This is a genomic window from Paraburkholderia caledonica (assembly GCF_000383275.1).
GTDB classification, from domain to species: domain Bacteria; phylum Pseudomonadota; class Gammaproteobacteria; order Burkholderiales; family Burkholderiaceae; genus Paraburkholderia; species Paraburkholderia caledonica.
In genome coordinates, this window is the sequence record NZ_KB911034.1 from 1,201,764 (window position 1) to 1,219,322 (window position 17,559).

Consider the following 17,559-nt stretch of genomic DNA (forward strand, 5'->3'; position numbering starts at 1 on the left):
CCTGCTACGGCGGCCCTCGACTGACATACTGCCTAAAGGAACAATTTTGTGCGCCAACTGCCGTGGGAAAATTGTTCCTGAAAGCGCCCGAGCCCACGGCCCCCTCAACACAAACAATCCCCCCAACGCCAACACGACACGCGCGCATGCCGCAGAAATATTTCGAAGTTTGGCACCAACTCCGCTCAAGCACCCGGAAACCAGGCCGACAACCATCATAACGGCCCGCTCTGCGGCCGTTGCGCTCAACAATACATTACGGTTCAAGTTCAGATACTGCTCAGAGGTCATTTGTGAAGCTTACGAGTTCGATCGCCTTCAAGTTCAGCGCTGTGGCCGGTGCTGCACTCGCGGTTGCGGTTCTTCTTCTCACCACGGTCGGCGCGCGCAATGTGCGGCAGCAGGCTGTCGACCAGTTCGAGCGATCCAGCCATGAGCGCATTCTTCAGGCCGATGAATCGCTCGACACCAATTTCCGCGAGGTCGAGCAAAACATCAGCTACCTGGTACAGACAACGCAACTAAGAGCGGCTGACCAGAGCATCACCGATTATCTGAGCCACGGCGGGCAGATGACGCCGGATGCGAACGGCGAAACCGAAAAAACCATTTTCGCCCTGCTCAAGCAGTTCGGCGACAGTCACCCGAACATGCGATACCTCGATATCGGCACGCGCTGGGGCGGCTACGTCCAGTGGCCAATCGAGAGCATGAATGGCGACCACTACGATCCTCGCGTGAGGCCGTGGTATCAGTTAGCGTTGACGGCGCCCGATCGCGTCGTGCGCCCTGCTCCCTATCTGAGCGCAGCGGGTTCGGGCGGTGCGATCATTTCGTTTGCTCGTGTCGTGAAAGACAGCAAGGGAGAAATCCTCGGCGTGCTCGAGGGCGACATCTCGCTTGCTGACTTCGCTCGCCTCACCAGCGGTATCAAGTTCGGCAAGACGGGCTACCTGCTCGTCGCGGACAACAACGGAAAGATCCTGATCGACCCCAGGGCCAAGGAACACGAATTCAAGGATCTGAAAGGCCTTGGCGGAGGCTATGCGCAACTGGCCGCGTCGTCCGACGGGCTGACCACTGTGCAGATGGACGGCGTTTCATACGAATCCTTCGTCTATACGTCGCCGAAGAACGGCTGGAAATACTTCGCCCTGGTGCCAGGGCCGGAAATGATGGCGGCCGCCAACAAGCTGACTTTGACGCTGATCGCGACGGGTCTTCTCGTGCTGGCCGCAGGACTTGGTATGACGATCCTGCTCGGGCGGAAGATGACCGGTCCGATCCGCAGCCTCGCCAGTTCGATGCATGAGATCGCGGCCGGCGACGGTGACCTGACCCGGCGGCTGCCGCTCGATAGCGAAGATGAAGTCGGACTTCTCGCGCGTCAGTTCAATGCGTTTGTCGCGAAGCTCCACGGCGTGATGCAGAAGGTCGTGAGCAGCAGCGGCCATCTCGAACTCGCGGCGGGTGAAGTATCGTCAGGCAATCTGGACCTGTCATCGCGGACTGAGCAGCAGGCGGCTTCGCTGCAGCAGACGGCTGCGAGTATGGAGGAGCTTGCCGGAACGGTACGCGGTACGGCCGAACAGGCGAAGAGCGCCAATAGCGTGGCGAGCGGCGCAGTAGAGACGGCGCATCGCGGGAATGAAGCGGTTTTGAAGGCCGCGAACACGATGAACGCCGCGGTCGAGCAATCCAGCAAGATTGTAGGGATCGTCGGCATGATAGAAGGCATCGCATTCCAGACGAATATCCTCGCTTTGAACGCAGCGGTCGAGTCCGCCCGTGCGGGCGAAAGCGGACGCGGCTTTGCCGTCGTCGCCGCCGAAGTTCGCAACCTTGCCCAACGCTCAACGACCGCAGCCAAAGAGATCAAGGGACTGCTGGAGTCATCGGTCGTGAATGTCGAGGCGGGTGCCGAACAGGTCAACCTCGCCGGAAAGACCATTGCCGAGTTGGCCACCGCCATTTCGCATGTCGCGACGATCACGGGCGAGATTGCTACGTCGGCTCGCGAACAGAGCCGTGCGATCGATGAAGTGAATCAGGCAGTCGCCTTAATGGACCAATCGACCCAGCAGAATGCCGCACTTGTCGAGGAAATAGCCGCAGCTTCGGATTCGCTCAAGTCGCAGGGCCACGAACTCAACTCCACCGTCCGCTTTTTCAAGCTGTAGGGCTGGCGGCAGCGCCTGGGCCTATCGGTCCGGGCTTCTATCGTATCGACGAAGGGTGACGTGCAAGCGCTGTCACCTCGATCGACATGTACGAAAATAGCGGTAGGCCAGAAAGAATCTCGTGTAGCTCGTCGTGCGAGTCGACGTCGAAGATACTGTAGTTCGCATACTGACCGACGACCCGGTGCAATTGCTGCCATTTCCCCTGCCGCTGTAATTCTTGCGAATATTCCTTTTCACGGGCCTTAATCTCATTGGCCTGAACGACCGGCATATCTTGCGGCAGGTGTACATCCATTCTTGCGAGATACAGCATGTTCTCCTCCTTGCGCGACGCCCTTCTCCATTGCTGGCGATTGCGTCATAACGAATGTGGAATGGCCCGGTGTGCTCAGGCCTGTTTATCACGGCGGTAAAAAGCGAGCTTTTCTTCATCGATCTGAAGTCCGAGCCCCGGCCCTTCAGGAAGATGCAAGTCGAAATCGCGATACTGGGGGCGAGCCGTCACCACGTCATCCTTTAGCAGGAGTGGCCCAAAAAGCTCAGTACCCCATGACAATTGCGGGAGTGCACTGAATCCGTGCGCGGAAGCAATCGAACCGATGCTGCCTTCGAGCATGGTGCCGCCGTATAGCGCCACGCCGGCGGCGTCGGCGACGGCAGCGGTCCGCATCATCGCGTAGATACCGCCGGACTTCGCAATCTTCAGCGCGAAAACGTCGGCGCAGGAGCCACGTACAAGATCGAGAGCGTCTTCGGGGCCCGTGACGCCCTCGTCCGCCATGATCGGCACGATGAAGCGAGCAGCGAGGCGGGCAAGCGCTCCACGTTGCTCGCGCGGCGTGGGCTGCTCGATGAGGTCGATGCCGGCCGCTTCCAGCGCGGCAATTCCCAGTGCGGCATCGATTTCGTTCCATGCCTGATTCACGTCCACGGTGATTCTTGCGCGGTCCCCGAGGGCGGCCTTGATTTTGGACACGTGCGCTACGTCGTCGCGAACGCTACGCCGTCCAATCTTCAGCTTGAACGTATCGTGCCGACGTTCGGCAAGAAGCATTTCGGCTTCTTCGATGTCGCGATTGGTATCGCCGCTCGCGAGCGTCCAAAGCACCGGAAGCGTCTTGCGAACAGATCCGCCTAGCAGCGCCGACAGCGGCACGCCAAGACGTTTTCCCTGTGCGTCCAGCAGCGCCGTTTCAATGCCGGACTTGGCGAACCGGTTGCCGCGGGCCGCCTTGTTCAGCTTGAGCATGACGTCGTTGATGTCCGTCGCGTCTTGTCCCACCAACACTGGCGCCAGATATGTGTCGATGGTCAGTTTGATGCCTTCGGGACTTTCTTCGCCGTAAGAGAGACCGCCGATAGTGGTCGCCTCCCCTATGCCCTCGATGTCGTCGCTCGCGCGAAGGCGGATGATGACCATGGTTTGTTGCTGCATCGTCGCCATGGAGAGCTGATGCGCGCGAATGGTTGGAAGGTCAACCAGAATCGCTTCGACAGAGGTGATTTGGGGATTCATACCTGGGATGACGAGATGGATGGGTTGCAGAAGTATTGCGCGCGCAATCTTCCCCTGTCCAAGACCATCGACGTCTAGTGCCATACCCGCGAGGTATGACAGGCTTACCGACCCCCGTCCGTGCGGGCGACGGATGCCACCTGCTCTTCCTCGTACAGCCGATAGATCAGATCGAGCATCTCGCTGATGTCGCGCGACTCGTCCATCGCACGCACACTCATGATGATTGGCGACACCAGAGTCGGGTCGTCCAGTTCCTTGTAGCTCACGTCGTCGCGCTTCAAACCATAGACGCTGCTCGGGACAATGGAAATCCCCTCGCCTGCGGCGACTAGCCCCAACGCAATCTGTATTTCGCGAACTTCATAGATCTTTCGCGGCTTCAATCCGCGATCCTGGAAAGCAGCGAGGACCTGGTCCGCGTAGCTTGGACGGGGCGTTTTCGGGTAGATGATGAGCGTTTCGTTTACGAGGTCGCGTAATGCCGAGACAGGCCTGGAAATCGAAAGCGGGTGGCCGAGAGGGAACGCGACAATCATCTTCTCTTCTCGCAGAACCACTCGCCTTATGTTCGGATCTTCTAGCCGGATGCGGCCAAACCCGATGTCGATACGGCCGTCCTTGAGCGCCCTGATCTGGTCGGTAGTCGACATTTCGTGAAGGCTGAGTTCGACGGTCGGGTTTTCGTCGCGAAAGCGGCGGATTATTTTTGGCAGCAACCCGTAGAGCGTGGATGCGACAAAGCCGACGGACATGCTGCGCTCGATGTTGCCGACTCTGCGCGTCATCGATTCGAGTTCTGAAGTCTGTGCCAGCAATTGCACCGCGTGGCCGTAAAAGAACTTGCCCGTCTCCGTCAGTTTCAGCGGGCGCGAGTTTCTTTCGAAGAGTTGCACGCCCAACGTCTCTTCCAGTTGCTGTATCTGCCGACTGAGCGGGGGCTGGGCGATGTGAAGCCGTTGCGCGGCACGCGTGAAGTTCCGCTCTTCGGCAACCGCCACGAAGTACCGGAGGTGTCGTAGCTCCATTTAATACCTCTTAGATATAGCCCGATACTAAATCGGTGTTGGACCGGTCGGTTTGGCCTCAACTATCCTGCATTCATACCGAGTTTCACAACCCGATTATACCTTCTGAGCATACTTAATCTGCGCAGAAACAAGGGTTAACCCCATCGAAAAATAGAGAGTCAGGAGCAGACAATGAACGCCAAAGTGTTTAAAACGAACGAAGTGCAGAACCTTCTCGCGGCCGCCGCCAACCTCGGTCGCGAGGACGGCAACGCCCGCGCCAAGGAGATCACCCATCGCCTGCTGAGCGACCTGTTCAAGGCTATCGACGACCTCGACATGACCCCCGATGAGATCTGGGCGGGCGTGACCTACTTCAATAAGCTCGGACAAGACGGCGAAGCGGCGCTTCTGGCTGCAGGTCTTGGGCTGGAAAAGTATCTCGACATTCGCATGGATGCGCAGGACCTCGAGGCAGACATCCATGGCGGCACGCCGCGAACCATTGAAGGACCGTTGTATGTCGCCGGCGCGCCGGTTCGCGACGGTGTGTCGAAAATCGATATCAATCCCGACGCAGACGCTGGCCCGCTCATCATTCATGGCACAGTCACCGGACCCGATCGCAAGCCCGTGGCGGGCGCGGTGGTCGAGTGCTGGCATGCCAACTCGAAGGGCTTCTATTCGCACTTCGACCCGACCGGTGCACAAAGCGAGTTCAACCTTCGCGGCGCAGTGCGAACCGGTGCCGACGGTAAATACGAATTCCGCACGCTCATGCCGGTTGGCTACGGCTGCCCGCCGCAGGGTGCGACCCAGCAACTGTTGAACATGCTTGCTCGACACGGTAATCGTCCGGCGCATGTGCACTTCTTCGTCACCAGCGATAAAACACGCAAGCTGACGACGCAAATCAATATCGAAGGCGACCCGCTGATCTGGGACGACTTCGCCTATGCGACCCGCGAAGAACTCGTACCTCACGTGGTCGAGAAGACCGGCGGCATTGCATTGGGTCTGAAGGCCGATGCGTACAAAGAGATCCAGTTCGACATTGCGCTGAGCCCATTGATTGAGGGTAAAGACAATCAGTTGGTCAATCGCCCGAGGGCGTCAGCCGCGGTTTAACCGCTCGACACGGCGGCTTTCTGACCGACTCGCTGCCTGATTCTCCGCATAAATCACTGAACCGATGCAAGGGCTCCGCCATGGAGCCCGCATAGGGAGAGCAAACATGTCTGCAATTATCGACAAGGCGTTGAAGCTGGAAGACCTGCTGAGTAACGCAGTGCAAGACGACAAAGAAAACGGTGTTTTCCGCTGCCGCCGTGACATCTTCACCAACGCCGACTTGTACGAACTCGAGATGAAGCACATCTTCGAGAGCAACTGGGTTTATCTCGCACACGAAAGCCAGATTCCTGATAACAACGACTACTACACCACGTCGATTGGTCGTCAGCCTATCGTCATTACCCGTGACAAGACCGGCGAATTGCACGCGGTCATCAATGCGTGTGCGCACAAAGGTGCAATGCTGTGTCGCCGCAAGCACGGCAACAAGAGCAGTTTCACCTGCCCTTTTCACGGTTGGACTTTCTCGAATGCCGGGAAGCTCCTGAAAGTGAAGGACGAGAAGACCACCGAATATCCAGTGCAATTCAACAAGCAAGGTTCTCACGACCTGAAGAAGGTTGCGCGCTTCGAGAGCTATCGCGGTTTTCTTTTCGGCAGTCTCAATGCCGACGTCATGCCGCTTGAGGATTACCTCGGCGAGACGAAGGTCATCATCGATCAGATCGTTGCGCAAGCACCCGACGGCCTGGAGGTATTGCGCGGAAACTCCTCGTATATCTACGACGGCAACTGGAAGATGCAGATGGAAAACGGTTGCGACGGCTATCACGTCAGCACCGTCCACTGGAACTATGCCGCGACGATGGGCCGGCGCAAGGAAGAAGGCACCAAGGCAGTGGATGCGAACAGCTGGAGCAAGTCGATTGCCGGCGTGTACGGATTCGAGCACGGTCATATCCTGCTGTGGACCAACACCATGAACCCGGAAGTGAGACCGGTTTATCGGCACCGCGACGAAATCACGGCGCGTGTGGGCGAAGACAAGGGCAAATTCGTCATCAACCAGACTCGCAATCTGTGCCTTTATCCCAATGTCTTTTTGATGGATCAGTTCAGCACGCAGATTCGTGTGGTTCGTCCGATTAGCGTAGACCGGACCGAAGTCAGCATCTTCTGTTTCGCCCCCAAGGGCGAGAGTGCCGAAGACCGCGCGACCCGCATTCGCCAATACGAAGATTTCTTCAACGTATCTGGCATGGGGACCAGCGACGATCTCGAAGAATTTCGCGCGTGTCAGTCCGGTTACGCCGGTTCAACGACGATGTGGAACGACCTCTCGCGCGGTGCTCCGCTGTGGATTCACGGACCCGATGAAAACGCCAAAAGCATGGGCTTGAATCCGCTCATCTCCGGAGAGCGGAGCGAAGACGAGGGCCTCTTTGTCGTTCAGCACGAGTACTGGCTGCAGGTCATGCGCGAAGCGTTGCGAAAAGAACGGGCGGAGGCGACGGTATGAACTTCGACTATCAAAAAGTATGTCGCGCGCTCTATCAGGAAGCCCGTTTCCTGGATGACCGTCAATGGGACGAGTGGCTTGCCTGCTATACCGAGGACGTCACTTACTGGATGCCGGCGTGGGACGACGATGACAGCCTGACAGAAGACCCGCAGACGCAGATTTCGTTGATGTACTACCCGGATCGCGGTGGGCTCGAAGACCGCGTGTTCCGCATCAAGACCGAACGAAGCGGCGCTTCGATGCCGGAACCGCGCACGAGCCACAACGTGACCAATGTGGAAGTGCTGGTTGAACGTGATGGCGAGGTGGACCTTCGGTACAACTTCAACACGCTCATTCATCGCTACAGGATTACCGACCAGTTCTTCGGCACGATGTACGTCACCTTGCGCAAGGTCGACGACCGTCTGCTGATTGCCAGCAAGAAGATTGCACTGAAGAACGACTATATCCGACAGGTACTCGACGTCTATCACGTTTGATGCGACCGGTCGAATAGAGACAAGGAAGTAGGAGACAACATGTCCAGCTACAACATTGCACTGAACTTCGAAGACGGAGTAACCCGCTTCGTCGAATGCAAGGCCGGCGAGAAAGTTCTCGATGCCGCCTTTCGCGCCAGAATCAACTTGCCGATGGACTGTTCCGACGGCGTATGCGGTACCTGCAAATGCCGGGCGGAGAGTGGCCGCTACGATCTGGGCGACGACTATATAGAAGACGCGTTGACCGACGACGAGAAGCAGAGCGGTCTCGTCCTCACATGTCAGATGGTTCCGGAAAGCGATTGTGTCATTGCCGTCCCCGCGTCATCGACGGCCTGCAAGACTGAGCAGAGCAAGTTCGCCGCGACGGTCACAAAGGTCGAAAAGCACAACGACGCGGCCGTCGTGCTTGAGATGGATGTTGACGGCACACCGCCCGTGTTCCTTGCCGGCCAGTACGTCAACATCGATGTACCCGGCAGCGGCCAGCATCGCTCCTACTCGTTCTCCTCGTTGCCCGGCGAATCGAAAATCTGCTTTTTGATCAAGAAGATTTCCGGCGGCGTCATGAGCACATGGCTCGAATCGGCCCAGCCGGGCAACAAGGTTCAGTTGACTGGACCGATGGGCACCTTCTATTTGCGTGCAGTCGAACGGCCCTTGTTGTTCCTCGCGGGAGGTACGGGGCTGGCCCCATTCCTGTCGATGCTGGAAGTATTGGCCCGCGCGAACTCCCAGCAGAAGGTGCACCTCATCTACGGTGTGACGCGAGACCTCGACCTGGTTCTGGTCGAAGACATTCAGGCATACACGTTGAGGCTCCCGAATTTCACGTTCAGCACCGTTGTGGCCGCAACCGAATCCGTGCACCCGCGCAAGGGCTGGGTGACACAGCACATGCCCGCAGAATGTATTAACGACGGAGATGTCGACGTGTACCTGTGCGGCCCGCCGCCGATGGTGGACGCCGTACGCCAATACTTCGACGAAAACGGCGTAGAGCCAGCCAGCTTTCACTACGAAAAATTTACCCCTAACGCCGCCCTGGTGGACGCATGAACGCGCAACGGTTCGAAGGCAAGGTAATGGTGGTCACGGGAGCGGCGCAGGGAATCGGGCGCGGCGTTGCTCTGCGTGCAGCATCGGAGGGTGCGCAAGTACTGTTGGTGGACCGCGCTGAGTTTGTCCACGATGTCGCCGCCGAGGCGATCGGCGCCGAGACAGCCGGCTTCGTCGCCGACCTCGAGACGTATGAAGGTGCGGCTTCGGCAATGGCTTTTGCCGCGCAAAAGTTTGGCCGGATCGACATCCTTGTGAATGGCGTCGGCGGCGCTATTCGCATGCGGCCTTTCGCGGAGTTCGAACCGGCCCAGATTGATGCTGAAATCCGCCGTTCCCTGATGCCGACCCTCTACGCGTGCCACGCTGTTTTGCCTCAGATGCTTTCGCAAGGCCATGGAACGATCGTCAACGTCTCATCGAATGCAACGCGAGGCATTCGCCGCGTGCCGTACTCGGCTGCCAAGGGCGGCGTCAATGCCCTCACCCAGTCGCTCGCGATGGAATACGGCGAATGCAACATCCGCGTGGTCGCTGCCGCACCTGGTGGAACAGAGGCGCCTCCGCGGCGCGTGCCTCGCAACGAAGCCGGAGATAACGAAGCGGAGAGGACCTGGATGAGCGAAGCCGTGAAGCAGGTGGCCGAGTCCACCTTCTTCAAGCGCTATGGAACGCTTGAAGAACAGGTCGCGCCGATTCTCTTTCTTGCATCCGACGAAGCTGGCTACATCACGGGCGCCGTGTTGCCGGTTGCCGGCGGCGACAACGGCTAGCGCCAAATCAGTCTGGAGACGCAGTAATGAAGGAACGCAAAGCCGTTGTGCCCGCCGGAATGGAGGCGGTGTACGAAAGAATCCGCTACGCCCCCGCGGTCAAGGTCGGGAACACCATATACGTGTCCGGCCAGGTGGGTCGCGATGAGAAGATGCAACTCGTCGAAGGTCGCGAAGCGCAGACAGTTCAAGCGTTCGAGAACCTGAAGAAAGTACTCGAGGCTGCAGGCGCTTCGCTGAGCGACGTGGTGGATCTCACCACGTTTCACACCGATATGCGCGACTTACCTTTATTCCTGGAGATACGCGACCGCTATCTCACGACGCATCCAATGCCCGCATGGACGGCCGTCGGCGCGCACATGCTCGGGGGCACGGCCGGCTATATCGTCGAAATCAAGGCCGTCGCCGTCCTGCCCGATTAGCCGTGGAGCGACCAACTTCAGAGGAGACCGAGGGGCAGGTTCTGGCGAGAGTGGCCGGCGAGCAACGTGCCATGCTGCCGCAATACTGGCTGGTCGAGCGGACGACGAGGCAGGATTGGGGACTGTGTTCGAGCAAAACATCTGCATTTGATGTCGACACCACCGCTCCCACGCTTTTCCAATTCCACTTCGCGGCAGCAAAGCGTGAATGATGCGAAATACCCAATACGCAACAGTCCTTCTTTTCAGTGACGAATTTGCGGACCGCCTCGGGAAAGCACCGAGCGCGTTTTTTCAGAAATGGTTTGACGGCGTTATTGGCTCGTATATCCTGACTTATAGGCGGTCGCCGTTCGCGCGTCGCAAGACACTCGCTTGTGTTTTGCGATGCAGCGAAATCGCTTCACGGTGGTTCAAGGCGATCATCCCAACGTCCTGTTTCTTTAAACGCCCCGTGCGGATGAGCAGGCCGTTCAATACTTTCAACGTTGCCAGTCGAGTGTAATCGTGAGAGTCCGTGGCCCTTTGGTGAAATGGAACCGCAGCCAGGCGAGTTGTCCTCGCGCTGACGGCGCCATCGCCGACGGCAGCAGCGGCAGCCTTGCGTTCCGCCGCTTCGTCTCCGTCTTCACAATCCTTTCGCGTCGTTCAGTTCGACGTCACAACTCTATCTCCGCCCGCGCCTTCATTGCCGTGCGTACGGACGAAGTCGCCTCGCTGTTGCCCTAGCGCCTCCCTCTTTTTCGCCGTTGGATTCGTTCGTCTGCGCGGGCGCGTTTGCTCAAACCGCGCGTTTGCGCATATGCGGTGCTCAATGCCGTCCATGTGTTTTGCACGTGTCGGCCCGGATATGCACCGCACCGGCCCCTATCGAACGGCAAACCTGATCGTCACGCGTGGCGCGTTTCGTTGACGACGACCGACTGCCCTACTCCGGCGGCTTGACGCATAGCGTCCGGCTGAGGACTGGTGCCGCGCCGACATTCACGGTGCGCACGCTGCGTTTCGCATCTGCTGCGTCACGCGGTTGAATACACACGTCAATTCGTTATGCGAAATAAACCGTTGATTGGCATTACCGCCGATAGAACGACGACAGGACATCATCCTTCGCACGTCGTTGGTGAGAAATATATCGCGGCAATTGTCGACGGGTCGCAGGCGCTCGCATTGCTGCTGCCTGCGCTGGGCGAGCGTCAGTCCACGGAAGATGTACTGGCCAGTGTCGACGGTCTGTTTTTCACCGGCAGTTATTCGAATCTCGAGCCGCACCGTTACGGCGGCAAGCCTTGTGCGCCTGACACGCTGCACGATGCAGCCCGCGATGCGACGACGTTGCCGCTGATGCGCGCCGCGATTGCGGCGGGCGTGCCCGTGCTCGCCGTATGCCGTGGCTTGCAGGAAATGAACGTGGTGTTCGGCGGGACGTTGCATCAAAGCGTTCATGCGGTCGCGGGCTTTAGCGACCATCGCGAGAACAAGGAGGATCGCCTCGACCTGCAATACGCGCCGTCTCACACGGTCTTGCTGACGCATGGTGGCTTGTTGCAGCGTCTCGCGCACGGTGCAAACGAAGTGCGCGTGAACTCGTTGCATGACCAGGGTATCGAGCAGCTGGGCATGGGTCTCGTGGTCGAAGCCACTGCGCCGGACGGACTGATCGAAGCGGTGAGCGTGAGCGGTGCACGCGCTTTCGCGCTGGGCGTTCAGTGGCACCCGGAGTGGAAGCATGCGAGCGACCTCCTCTCCACTGCGATCTTTCGTGCGTTCGGCAATGCGTGCCGCGAACGCATGCGTGCCAAACGCGAGAACTGGCTATGAAACTCAGCTTGCCGACGCCAGGCAGGCTTGCGCGATAGCGCAACACACAGAGAGAAAATCATGCATGACATCGACGAATTTCTAAAGAAAAATCACGTCACTGAAATTGAAGCGATCATCCCGGATATGGCGGGCATTGCTCGCGGCAAGATCATTCCGCGCAGCAAGTTCGAGTCGGGCGAGTCCATGCGCTTGCCGCAGGCCGTGATGATCCAGACCGTCACCGGAGACTATCCGGACGGCGGCACGCTCACGGGCGTCACCGACCCCGACATGGTATGCGTGCCCGACTCCAGCACGATACGAATGATTCCGTGGGCCGTCGATCCGACCGCTCAGGTGATTCACGATTGCGTTCATTTCGACGGCACGCCTGTCGCCATCTCGCCCCGCCGCGTGCTGCGCCGTGTGCTCGAACTGTACAAGGCGAAGGGCTGGAAGCCGGTCATTGCACCCGAGCTCGAGTTCTATCTGGTCGATATGAACAAGGACCCCGACCTGCCGCTGCAGCCGCCCATTGGCCGCACCGGGCGCGCCGAGACCGGACGTCAGGCCTACTCGATAGAAGCGGTCAACGAATTCGACCCGCTTTTCGAAGACATCTACGAGTATTGCGACGTTCAGGAACTGGAAGTCGACACGCTGATTCATGAGGTGGGCGCCGCGCAGATGGAGATCAACTTCATGCATGGCGACCCGCTCAAACTCGCGGACAGTGTGTTCCTCTTCAAGCGCACGGTGCGCGAAGCGGCGTTGCGTCACAAGATGTACGCCACTTTCATGGCCAAGCCGATGGAAGGCGAGCCTGGATCGGCCATGCACATGCATCAAAGCCTCGTCGACGGGAGAACCGGCCACAATCTTTTTACCGGCGCCGACGGTAAGCCCACGTCGCTTTTCACCAGCTACATAGCGGGCTTGCAAAAATACACGCCCGCGTTGATGCCGATCTTTGCCCCATACATCAATTCATATCGGCGTCTCTCGCGCTTCATGGCCGCGCCGATAAACGTCGCATGGGGCTACGACAATCGTACGGTGGGCTTTCGCATTCCGCATTCTGGGCCGGCTGCGCGCCGCATTGAAAACCGGATTCCCGGCGTGGACTGCAACCCGTACCTCGCGATAGCGGCAACGCTTGCGGCCGGTTATCTCGGCATGACACAAAAGCTCGATGCTACCGAACCGCTGCTGAGCGACGGATATGAGTTGCCCTACCAGCTACCGCGCAACCTCGAAGAGGGCCTGACATTAATGGGCGCCTGCGAGCCCATTGCAGAGGTACTCGGCGACAAGTTCGTGCAAGCGTACCTTGCGCTAAAAGAGACCGAATACGAAGCGTTCTTTCGCGTGATCAGTTCATGGGAACGCCGGCATCTGCTATTGCACGTTTGAATCAAACGCGAGCCCGAACCCAAGCCCGAACGCAAACGCAGACGTGAGAAAAACCGGAGGCAGTATGAGCTACAGAACAGAAGAAATCGCCTACATGCAACCTGCCGAACCTGCCGCAGGCGCACGCACCGCGCAGCAACGCACCACCGCGGAGTACCGTGCGCTGGATGCCGCGCACCACATTCATCCGTTCTCCGACATGGGCGAGCTCAACCGCAGCGGCAGCCGCGTGATCGTGAGAGCCCACGGCGTGTACTTGTGGGATTCGGAGGGTAACAAGATTATCGACGGCATGGCGGGCCTGTGGTGCGTTAATGTCGGTTATGGCCGCAAGGAACTTGCCAATGCGGCGTACAGGCAAATGGAAGAACTGCCGTACTACAACACGTTCTTCAAAACCACTCACCCGCCGGTAATCGAGTTGTCGGCGTTGCTCGCGGAACTCGCGCCGGAGCCGTTCAATCACTTCTTCTACTGCAATAGTGGGTCGGAAGCCAACGATACGGTGCTGCGTATCGTTCATCGATATTGGACGACGCAGGGCAAGCACTCGAAAAAGGTCGTGATTTCGCGCAGGAACGGCTACCACGGCTCGACGATCGCAGGCGGTACGCTTGGCGGCATGGGCTACATGCACGAGCAGATGCCGTCGAAAGTCGAGAACATCGTGCATATCGATCAACCTTATTTTTTCGCCGAAGCAAATAGCAGTCAGACACCGGAAGAGTTCGCGCTTGCCCGGGCGCAACAACTCGAAATGAAGATCCTGGAAATTGGCGCGCACAACGTGGCTGCGTTTATCGGCGAGCCTTTCCAGGGGGCGGGCGGCGTCATCTTTCCCGCGTCGACATACTGGCCGGAAATTGAGCGCATCTGCCGCAAGTACGACGTCCTGCTAGTCGCGGACGAAGTGATTGGTGGTTTTGGCCGTACCGGCGAATGGTTCGCTCATCAACATTTCGGTTTCCAGCCCGATCTGATCACAATGGCGAAAGGGCTGACGAGCGGTTATGTACCGATGGGCGCCGTCGGCCTGAACGACCGCATTGCCAAAGCGATTATCGAAAACGGCGAGTTCAATCATGGGCTGACATACTCGGGCCATCCGGTGGCCGCCGCCGTTGCGGTAGCAAATCTCAAACTGCTGCGCGACGAAAAGATTGTCGAGCGCGTCAAGACCGATACGGGACCCTACTTCCAGAAGAAACTGCGCGACACCTTCGCGCGCCATCCGATTGTCGGTGAGATTGCCGGTGCCGGACTGGTGGCGGGATTGCAGCTTGCGGAAGAACCCGCATCACGCAAACGCTTTGCTAATGGCGGTGATGTGGGCGGCGTTTGCCGGGACTTCTGCTTCAACGGCAATCTGATTATGCGCGCGAGCGGCGACCGTATGCTGCTGTCGCCGCCTCTCGTCATCAGCAAACAGGAGATCGACGACCTTGTTTCGAAGGCGAAGAACGCGATCGACGCCACGGCAACGCAACTGGGCATTTCATGACGCAGGTCTTGCCTGCATGCAGGTGGAGGCAACCCGCGCCGCGATTTACAGCGAGCTGAAGCATCGGTTTTTCCGAACTATAACTTCGTTATTAACAGGTTCATCCGAGTCGGGTATTGCCGCAGACTGGGTTCACTTCAACACGACATCGCCTTCAAAGGACCCGACCATGCGAACCTATCCGCGTAACAGCCCCCAGGCAGCAGCACGTATCGTCGCGCTGGCCCTCACTTCGGACGGCCACGTATGCAGTTCGGAAGAACGCGTGCTGGAAAAGCTCGACATCGCGGGCGAACTCGGTCTCGCACCGGCCCAGTTTGCTCACATCGTGCAGACGCTCTGCGAGGACCGCTCGATTGCGCAGATGTCGTCCGCGCCTCCGATGGGCCGCCTGGACGCGGCCATGCTGACGACACTCATCGACGAAATCGACGATCCCGTCTTGCGCCGTAAGATCATTCGGCTATGTGTTGCGGTAACCGTTGCGGACGACTATCTCGCCGACGGCGAAATTGCGTTGCTCGCTGCGGTCTTCAACGCATGGGGACACGACCTGAAACCGGCCGCGGGCCGCGCGGGGCTTAAGTGGTCCGCGTCGCGCGCTCATGGACGCGCAGTGGCCACCACCTGAGAAGCCAGCGCATGATGCTGGCCGCGGCGCGAGCGGATGGCGTGGATCTCATCGATCACTCCGTCCGCGCGGCCGAGCCAGCGCAGGCCGCGCAGCAGCGACAAATCTTCCGCACCTAGTTCAGCGAGCGGAAATACGCCCAGGCCGCGCGCGGCGAACACCGCCATCAGCGCGCTGTCCTCGAATTCGCCGACGACGCGCGGCCGGATACCCTGCGAATCGAACCAGCGGTCCAGCCGCCCACGCAATGCGCCGTGGCGCGTCGGCAGGAGCACTGGCAAGTCGGCCAGGCACTGCGGAAACCCAGCGCGCGCCGATTTGCGCGCGATATCAGCCGGACCGTACCAGTCCACCGGCGAACCGGCGAGCCGCTGGCTCACCACCCGCAGATCGGAATTATGCGGCGCCGGTTGACATGCGAGCACGAGATCGAGCCGGTGCAGTGCGAGTTCGGATAACAACTGCGCGTGCTCCCCTTCATGACACAAGAGCCGGAGCGACGGCGTGCCGAGCACCGGCGCGAGCAGCGCGTGCGCCGCCAGCTTCGAAATACCGTCGGACAGACCGACCGCCAACCGGGCGACGCCCTCGCCGCCCGCCTCGCGCATGTCATCGAGCAACGCCTCACCGAGCTGAAAGATCTGCTCGGCGCGACTAAAAGCGCTCTCGCCGGCTTCTGTCATCGCGACGCCTCGACCGGCGGGCTTGAGCAACTGACGCCCGATGGACTTCTCCAGTTCACGCACCTGCGCGCTGATGGTCTGAACGGCCATATCGAGCCGCTCTGCCGCGCGCGCAAAGCCGCCCTCTTTGACGACGATCCAGAAATAGTACAAGTGACGGTAGTTGAGCATGTAGGTGGTCCGCGACGATGAACTTCGGAAAAACCGATCTATCGCTCAGATTAACACTGGTTTATCCGATCACCGAGTGCGGCGATCATGATCGTTATTCCACCGTCATCCATTTATAAGCAGACGTACACCATGGACACCCTGCTCACACTCGCTGCCGACCCTGCCGCGTGGGTTGCGCTCCTCACGCTGGTCGTGATGGAGATCGTGCTCGGCATCGACAACCTCATCTTCATTTCGATCCTCAGCAACAAGCTGCCCGAGGCGCAGCGCGCACGCACGCAGCGCCTTGGCATCATGCTCGCGCTAGGGCTGCGACTCGGGCTACTCGGTACGGTTGCCTGGATCGCGCAGTTGACCGCGCCCGCCATTACCCTGCTCGGCCACGCGTTCTCGTGGCGCGATCTTATTCTGCTCGGCGGTGGTCTCTTCCTCGTGTGGAAGGCAACGCGTGAAATGCATCACCACGTGGTTCACGCGGAAGAGGAACGCAGCAGCGCGGGCAGCACTGTCCAGTTGACCGTCGCTGGCGCAATCGGCCAGATTCTGGTGCTCGATATCGTGTTTTCGGTAGACAGCATCATCACGGCTGTCGGCATGACCGAGCATTTGCCGATCATGTTTCTCGCGGTCATTAGCGCCGTTATGGCGATGCTGTTCGCTGCTCGTCCGCTGTCGCAGTTTATCGAGCGCAATCCGACCATTGTGACGCTCGCATTGAGCTTCCTGCTCGTAATCGGCATGACGCTGATTGCGGAGGGCTTTGGAACGCATGTGCCGAAGGCCTACATCTATGTGGCGATGGCGTTCTCCGCGTTCGTCGAGGCGGTGAACATGCTGGTGCGCCGCGCGAAAACCAGGCGCGCAATCGGTACCGTTGAATAACCGGATCGGCGTCTTCCTGCCCGATCAGGCGGCGCGTCCGATCGGGCTCCCGGCGTCTTTGTACTTGTACTATAAGGAGCGACACCATGAAATGCCCTGCTTGCAAGACAACTGATCTGCTCATGACCGAGCGTCGCTCGATCGAGGTCGACTATTGCCCCAACTGCCGCGGCGTGTGGCTGGATCGCGGCGAGCTCGACAAGCTGATCGCGCAAGACACCGCGGAGACCGGCCTGCGCAGTGCGGCGAGCGCAAGCCGCCATGATCACCGGGATCATGACCGCGCTTACGACAGTGACCGCCGGTACGAAGATCATCGCTCGGGTTATCGAACGCAAAAGAAGAAGCGTTCGATTTTCGACGTGTTCGATTTCGACTAAGCGTTCACCACGTTCTTTCGAGCATGACTCCGACGTAGTGGCCGC

General features: G+C 59.1%; 18 protein-coding genes. 14 read left to right on the forward strand and 4 right to left on the reverse strand.

Features of this window, described 5'->3' with window-relative positions:
* Positions 1-293 precede the first annotated feature (293 nt).
* Positions 294-2,180: a methyl-accepting chemotaxis protein gene (locus H281_RS0105555; RefSeq protein ID WP_020066087.1), complete on the forward strand. Its 1,887-nt coding sequence runs from the start codon at positions 294-296 to the stop codon at positions 2,178-2,180.
* 37 nt (positions 2,181-2,217) lie between these two features.
* Here H281_RS0105555 and catC read toward each other — a convergent pair whose 3' ends face one another.
* From catC to H281_RS0105570, 3 genes are all read right to left on the reverse strand, one after another.
* Positions 2,218-2,496, reverse strand: a complete 279-nt coding sequence (gene catC, locus H281_RS0105560) for a muconolactone Delta-isomerase (RefSeq protein ID WP_020066088.1) — start codon at positions 2,494-2,496, stop codon at positions 2,218-2,220.
* 75 nt (positions 2,497-2,571) lie between these two features.
* Positions 2,572-3,699: a muconate/chloromuconate family cycloisomerase gene (locus H281_RS0105565; protein ID WP_027804321.1), complete on the reverse strand. Its 1,128-nt coding sequence runs from the start codon at positions 3,697-3,699 to the stop codon at positions 2,572-2,574.
* A gap of 104 nt (positions 3,700-3,803) precedes the next feature.
* Complete coding sequence (locus tag H281_RS0105570; RefSeq protein ID WP_027804322.1) at positions 3,804-4,727, reverse strand: LysR family transcriptional regulator; 924 nt, start codon at positions 4,725-4,727, stop codon at positions 3,804-3,806.
* A gap of 174 nt (positions 4,728-4,901) precedes the next feature.
* Here H281_RS0105570 and catA point away from each other — a divergent pair, with 174 nt between their 5' ends.
* The 11 genes from catA (at position 4,902) to H281_RS0105625 (ending at position 15,395) form a co-directional block, all read left to right on the forward strand.
* Positions 4,902-5,837: a catechol 1,2-dioxygenase gene (catA, locus tag H281_RS0105575; protein WP_020066092.1), complete on the forward strand. Its 936-nt coding sequence runs from the start codon at positions 4,902-4,904 to the stop codon at positions 5,835-5,837.
* 106 nt (positions 5,838-5,943) lie between these two features.
* Entirely contained in the window at positions 5,944-7,302 is a 1,359-nt protein-coding gene (locus H281_RS0105580; protein WP_020066093.1) for a Rieske 2Fe-2S domain-containing protein, read from the forward strand.
* Positions 7,299-7,787 (forward strand): benzoate 1,2-dioxygenase small subunit, encoded by a 489-nt coding sequence (gene benB, locus H281_RS0105585; protein ID WP_020066094.1) that lies wholly within the window; start codon positions 7,299-7,301, stop codon positions 7,785-7,787. Before H281_RS0105580 ends, benB begins: the two co-directional genes overlap by 4 nt.
* 39 nt (positions 7,788-7,826) lie before the next feature.
* Positions 7,827-8,849, forward strand: a complete 1,023-nt coding sequence (gene benC, locus H281_RS0105590; RefSeq protein WP_020066095.1) for a benzoate 1,2-dioxygenase electron transfer component BenC — start codon at positions 7,827-7,829, stop codon at positions 8,847-8,849.
* Complete coding sequence (gene benD, locus H281_RS0105595) at positions 8,846-9,622, forward strand: benzoate diol dehydrogenase BenD (RefSeq protein WP_020066096.1); 777 nt, start codon at positions 8,846-8,848, stop codon at positions 9,620-9,622. Before benC ends, benD begins: the two co-directional genes overlap by 4 nt.
* A 26-nt stretch (positions 9,623-9,648) precedes the next feature.
* Positions 9,649-10,047 (forward strand): RidA family protein, encoded by a 399-nt coding sequence (locus tag H281_RS0105600; protein WP_020066097.1) that lies wholly within the window; start codon positions 9,649-9,651, stop codon positions 10,045-10,047.
* Between the two features lie 507 nt (positions 10,048-10,554).
* Positions 10,555-10,776, forward strand: coding sequence for a hypothetical protein (locus tag H281_RS37215; protein ID WP_370687565.1), 222 nt, complete (start codon positions 10,555-10,557; stop codon positions 10,774-10,776).
* Positions 10,777-11,097: 321 nt separating this feature from the next.
* The gene (locus H281_RS0105610; RefSeq protein WP_020066098.1) at positions 11,098-11,868 is read left to right on the forward strand and encodes a gamma-glutamyl-gamma-aminobutyrate hydrolase family protein; all 771 of its coding nucleotides are present in this window, start codon (positions 11,098-11,100) and stop codon (positions 11,866-11,868) included.
* A gap of 60 nt (positions 11,869-11,928) precedes the next feature.
* Positions 11,929-13,263: a glutamine synthetase family protein gene (locus tag H281_RS0105615; protein ID WP_020066099.1), complete on the forward strand. Its 1,335-nt coding sequence runs from the start codon at positions 11,929-11,931 to the stop codon at positions 13,261-13,263.
* A 64-nt stretch (positions 13,264-13,327) separates the two neighbouring features.
* Positions 13,328-14,764: an aspartate aminotransferase family protein gene (locus H281_RS0105620; protein WP_020066100.1), complete on the forward strand. Its 1,437-nt coding sequence runs from the start codon at positions 13,328-13,330 to the stop codon at positions 14,762-14,764.
* A gap of 169 nt (positions 14,765-14,933) precedes the next feature.
* The gene (locus H281_RS0105625) at positions 14,934-15,395 is read left to right on the forward strand and encodes a tellurite resistance TerB family protein (protein ID WP_020066101.1); all 462 of its coding nucleotides are present in this window, start codon (positions 14,934-14,936) and stop codon (positions 15,393-15,395) included.
* Here the strand turns inward: H281_RS0105625 and H281_RS0105630 are convergent.
* The gene (locus H281_RS0105630) at positions 15,368-16,249 is read right to left on the reverse strand and encodes a LysR family transcriptional regulator (RefSeq protein WP_020066102.1); all 882 of its coding nucleotides are present in this window, start codon (positions 16,247-16,249) and stop codon (positions 15,368-15,370) included. The two genes, H281_RS0105625 and H281_RS0105630, sit on opposite strands and share 28 nt — an antisense overlap.
* A 132-nt stretch (positions 16,250-16,381) precedes the next feature.
* Here H281_RS0105630 and H281_RS0105635 point away from each other — a divergent pair, with 132 nt between their 5' ends.
* Entirely contained in the window at positions 16,382-17,134 is a 753-nt protein-coding gene (locus H281_RS0105635; RefSeq protein WP_027804323.1) for a TerC family protein, read from the forward strand.
* Positions 17,135-17,220: 86 nt separating this feature from the next.
* Complete coding sequence (locus H281_RS0105640) at positions 17,221-17,514, forward strand: TFIIB-type zinc ribbon-containing protein (RefSeq protein ID WP_020066104.1); 294 nt, start codon at positions 17,221-17,223, stop codon at positions 17,512-17,514.
* Positions 17,515-17,559: the final 45 nt, after the last annotated feature.

What these genes read in the sequence shown, in the direction of transcription:
- catC (WP_020066088.1), bottom strand. Translation starts at nt 2,496, where the DNA reads ATGCTGTATCTCGCAAGAATGGATGTACACCTGCCGCAAGATATGCCG.
- H281_RS0105565 (WP_027804321.1), bottom strand. Translation starts at nt 3,699, where the DNA reads ATGAATCCCCAAATCACCTCTGTCGAAGCGATTCTGGTTGACCTTCCA.
- H281_RS0105570 (WP_027804322.1), bottom strand. Translation starts at nt 4,727, where the DNA reads ATGGAGCTACGACACCTCCGGTACTTCGTGGCGGTTGCCGAAGAGCGG.
- catA (WP_020066092.1), top strand. Translation starts at nt 4,902, where the DNA reads ATGAACGCCAAAGTGTTTAAAACGAACGAAGTGCAGAACCTTCTCGCG.
- H281_RS0105580 (WP_020066093.1), top strand. Translation starts at nt 5,944, where the DNA reads ATGTCTGCAATTATCGACAAGGCGTTGAAGCTGGAAGACCTGCTGAGT.
- benB (WP_020066094.1), top strand. Translation starts at nt 7,299, where the DNA reads ATGAACTTCGACTATCAAAAAGTATGTCGCGCGCTCTATCAGGAAGCC.
- benC (WP_020066095.1), top strand. Translation starts at nt 7,827, where the DNA reads ATGTCCAGCTACAACATTGCACTGAACTTCGAAGACGGAGTAACCCGC.
- benD (WP_020066096.1), top strand. Translation starts at nt 8,846, where the DNA reads ATGAACGCGCAACGGTTCGAAGGCAAGGTAATGGTGGTCACGGGAGCG.
- H281_RS0105600 (WP_020066097.1), top strand. Translation starts at nt 9,649, where the DNA reads ATGAAGGAACGCAAAGCCGTTGTGCCCGCCGGAATGGAGGCGGTGTAC.
- H281_RS0105610 (WP_020066098.1), top strand. Translation starts at nt 11,098, where the DNA reads ATGCGAAATAAACCGTTGATTGGCATTACCGCCGATAGAACGACGACA.
- H281_RS0105615 (WP_020066099.1), top strand. Translation starts at nt 11,929, where the DNA reads ATGCATGACATCGACGAATTTCTAAAGAAAAATCACGTCACTGAAATT.
- H281_RS0105620 (WP_020066100.1), top strand. Translation starts at nt 13,328, where the DNA reads ATGAGCTACAGAACAGAAGAAATCGCCTACATGCAACCTGCCGAACCT.
- H281_RS0105625 (WP_020066101.1), top strand. Translation starts at nt 14,934, where the DNA reads ATGCGAACCTATCCGCGTAACAGCCCCCAGGCAGCAGCACGTATCGTC.
- H281_RS0105630 (WP_020066102.1), bottom strand. Translation starts at nt 16,249, where the DNA reads ATGCTCAACTACCGTCACTTGTACTATTTCTGGATCGTCGTCAAAGAG.
- H281_RS0105635 (WP_027804323.1), top strand. Translation starts at nt 16,382, where the DNA reads ATGGACACCCTGCTCACACTCGCTGCCGACCCTGCCGCGTGGGTTGCG.
- H281_RS0105640 (WP_020066104.1), top strand. Translation starts at nt 17,221, where the DNA reads ATGAAATGCCCTGCTTGCAAGACAACTGATCTGCTCATGACCGAGCGT.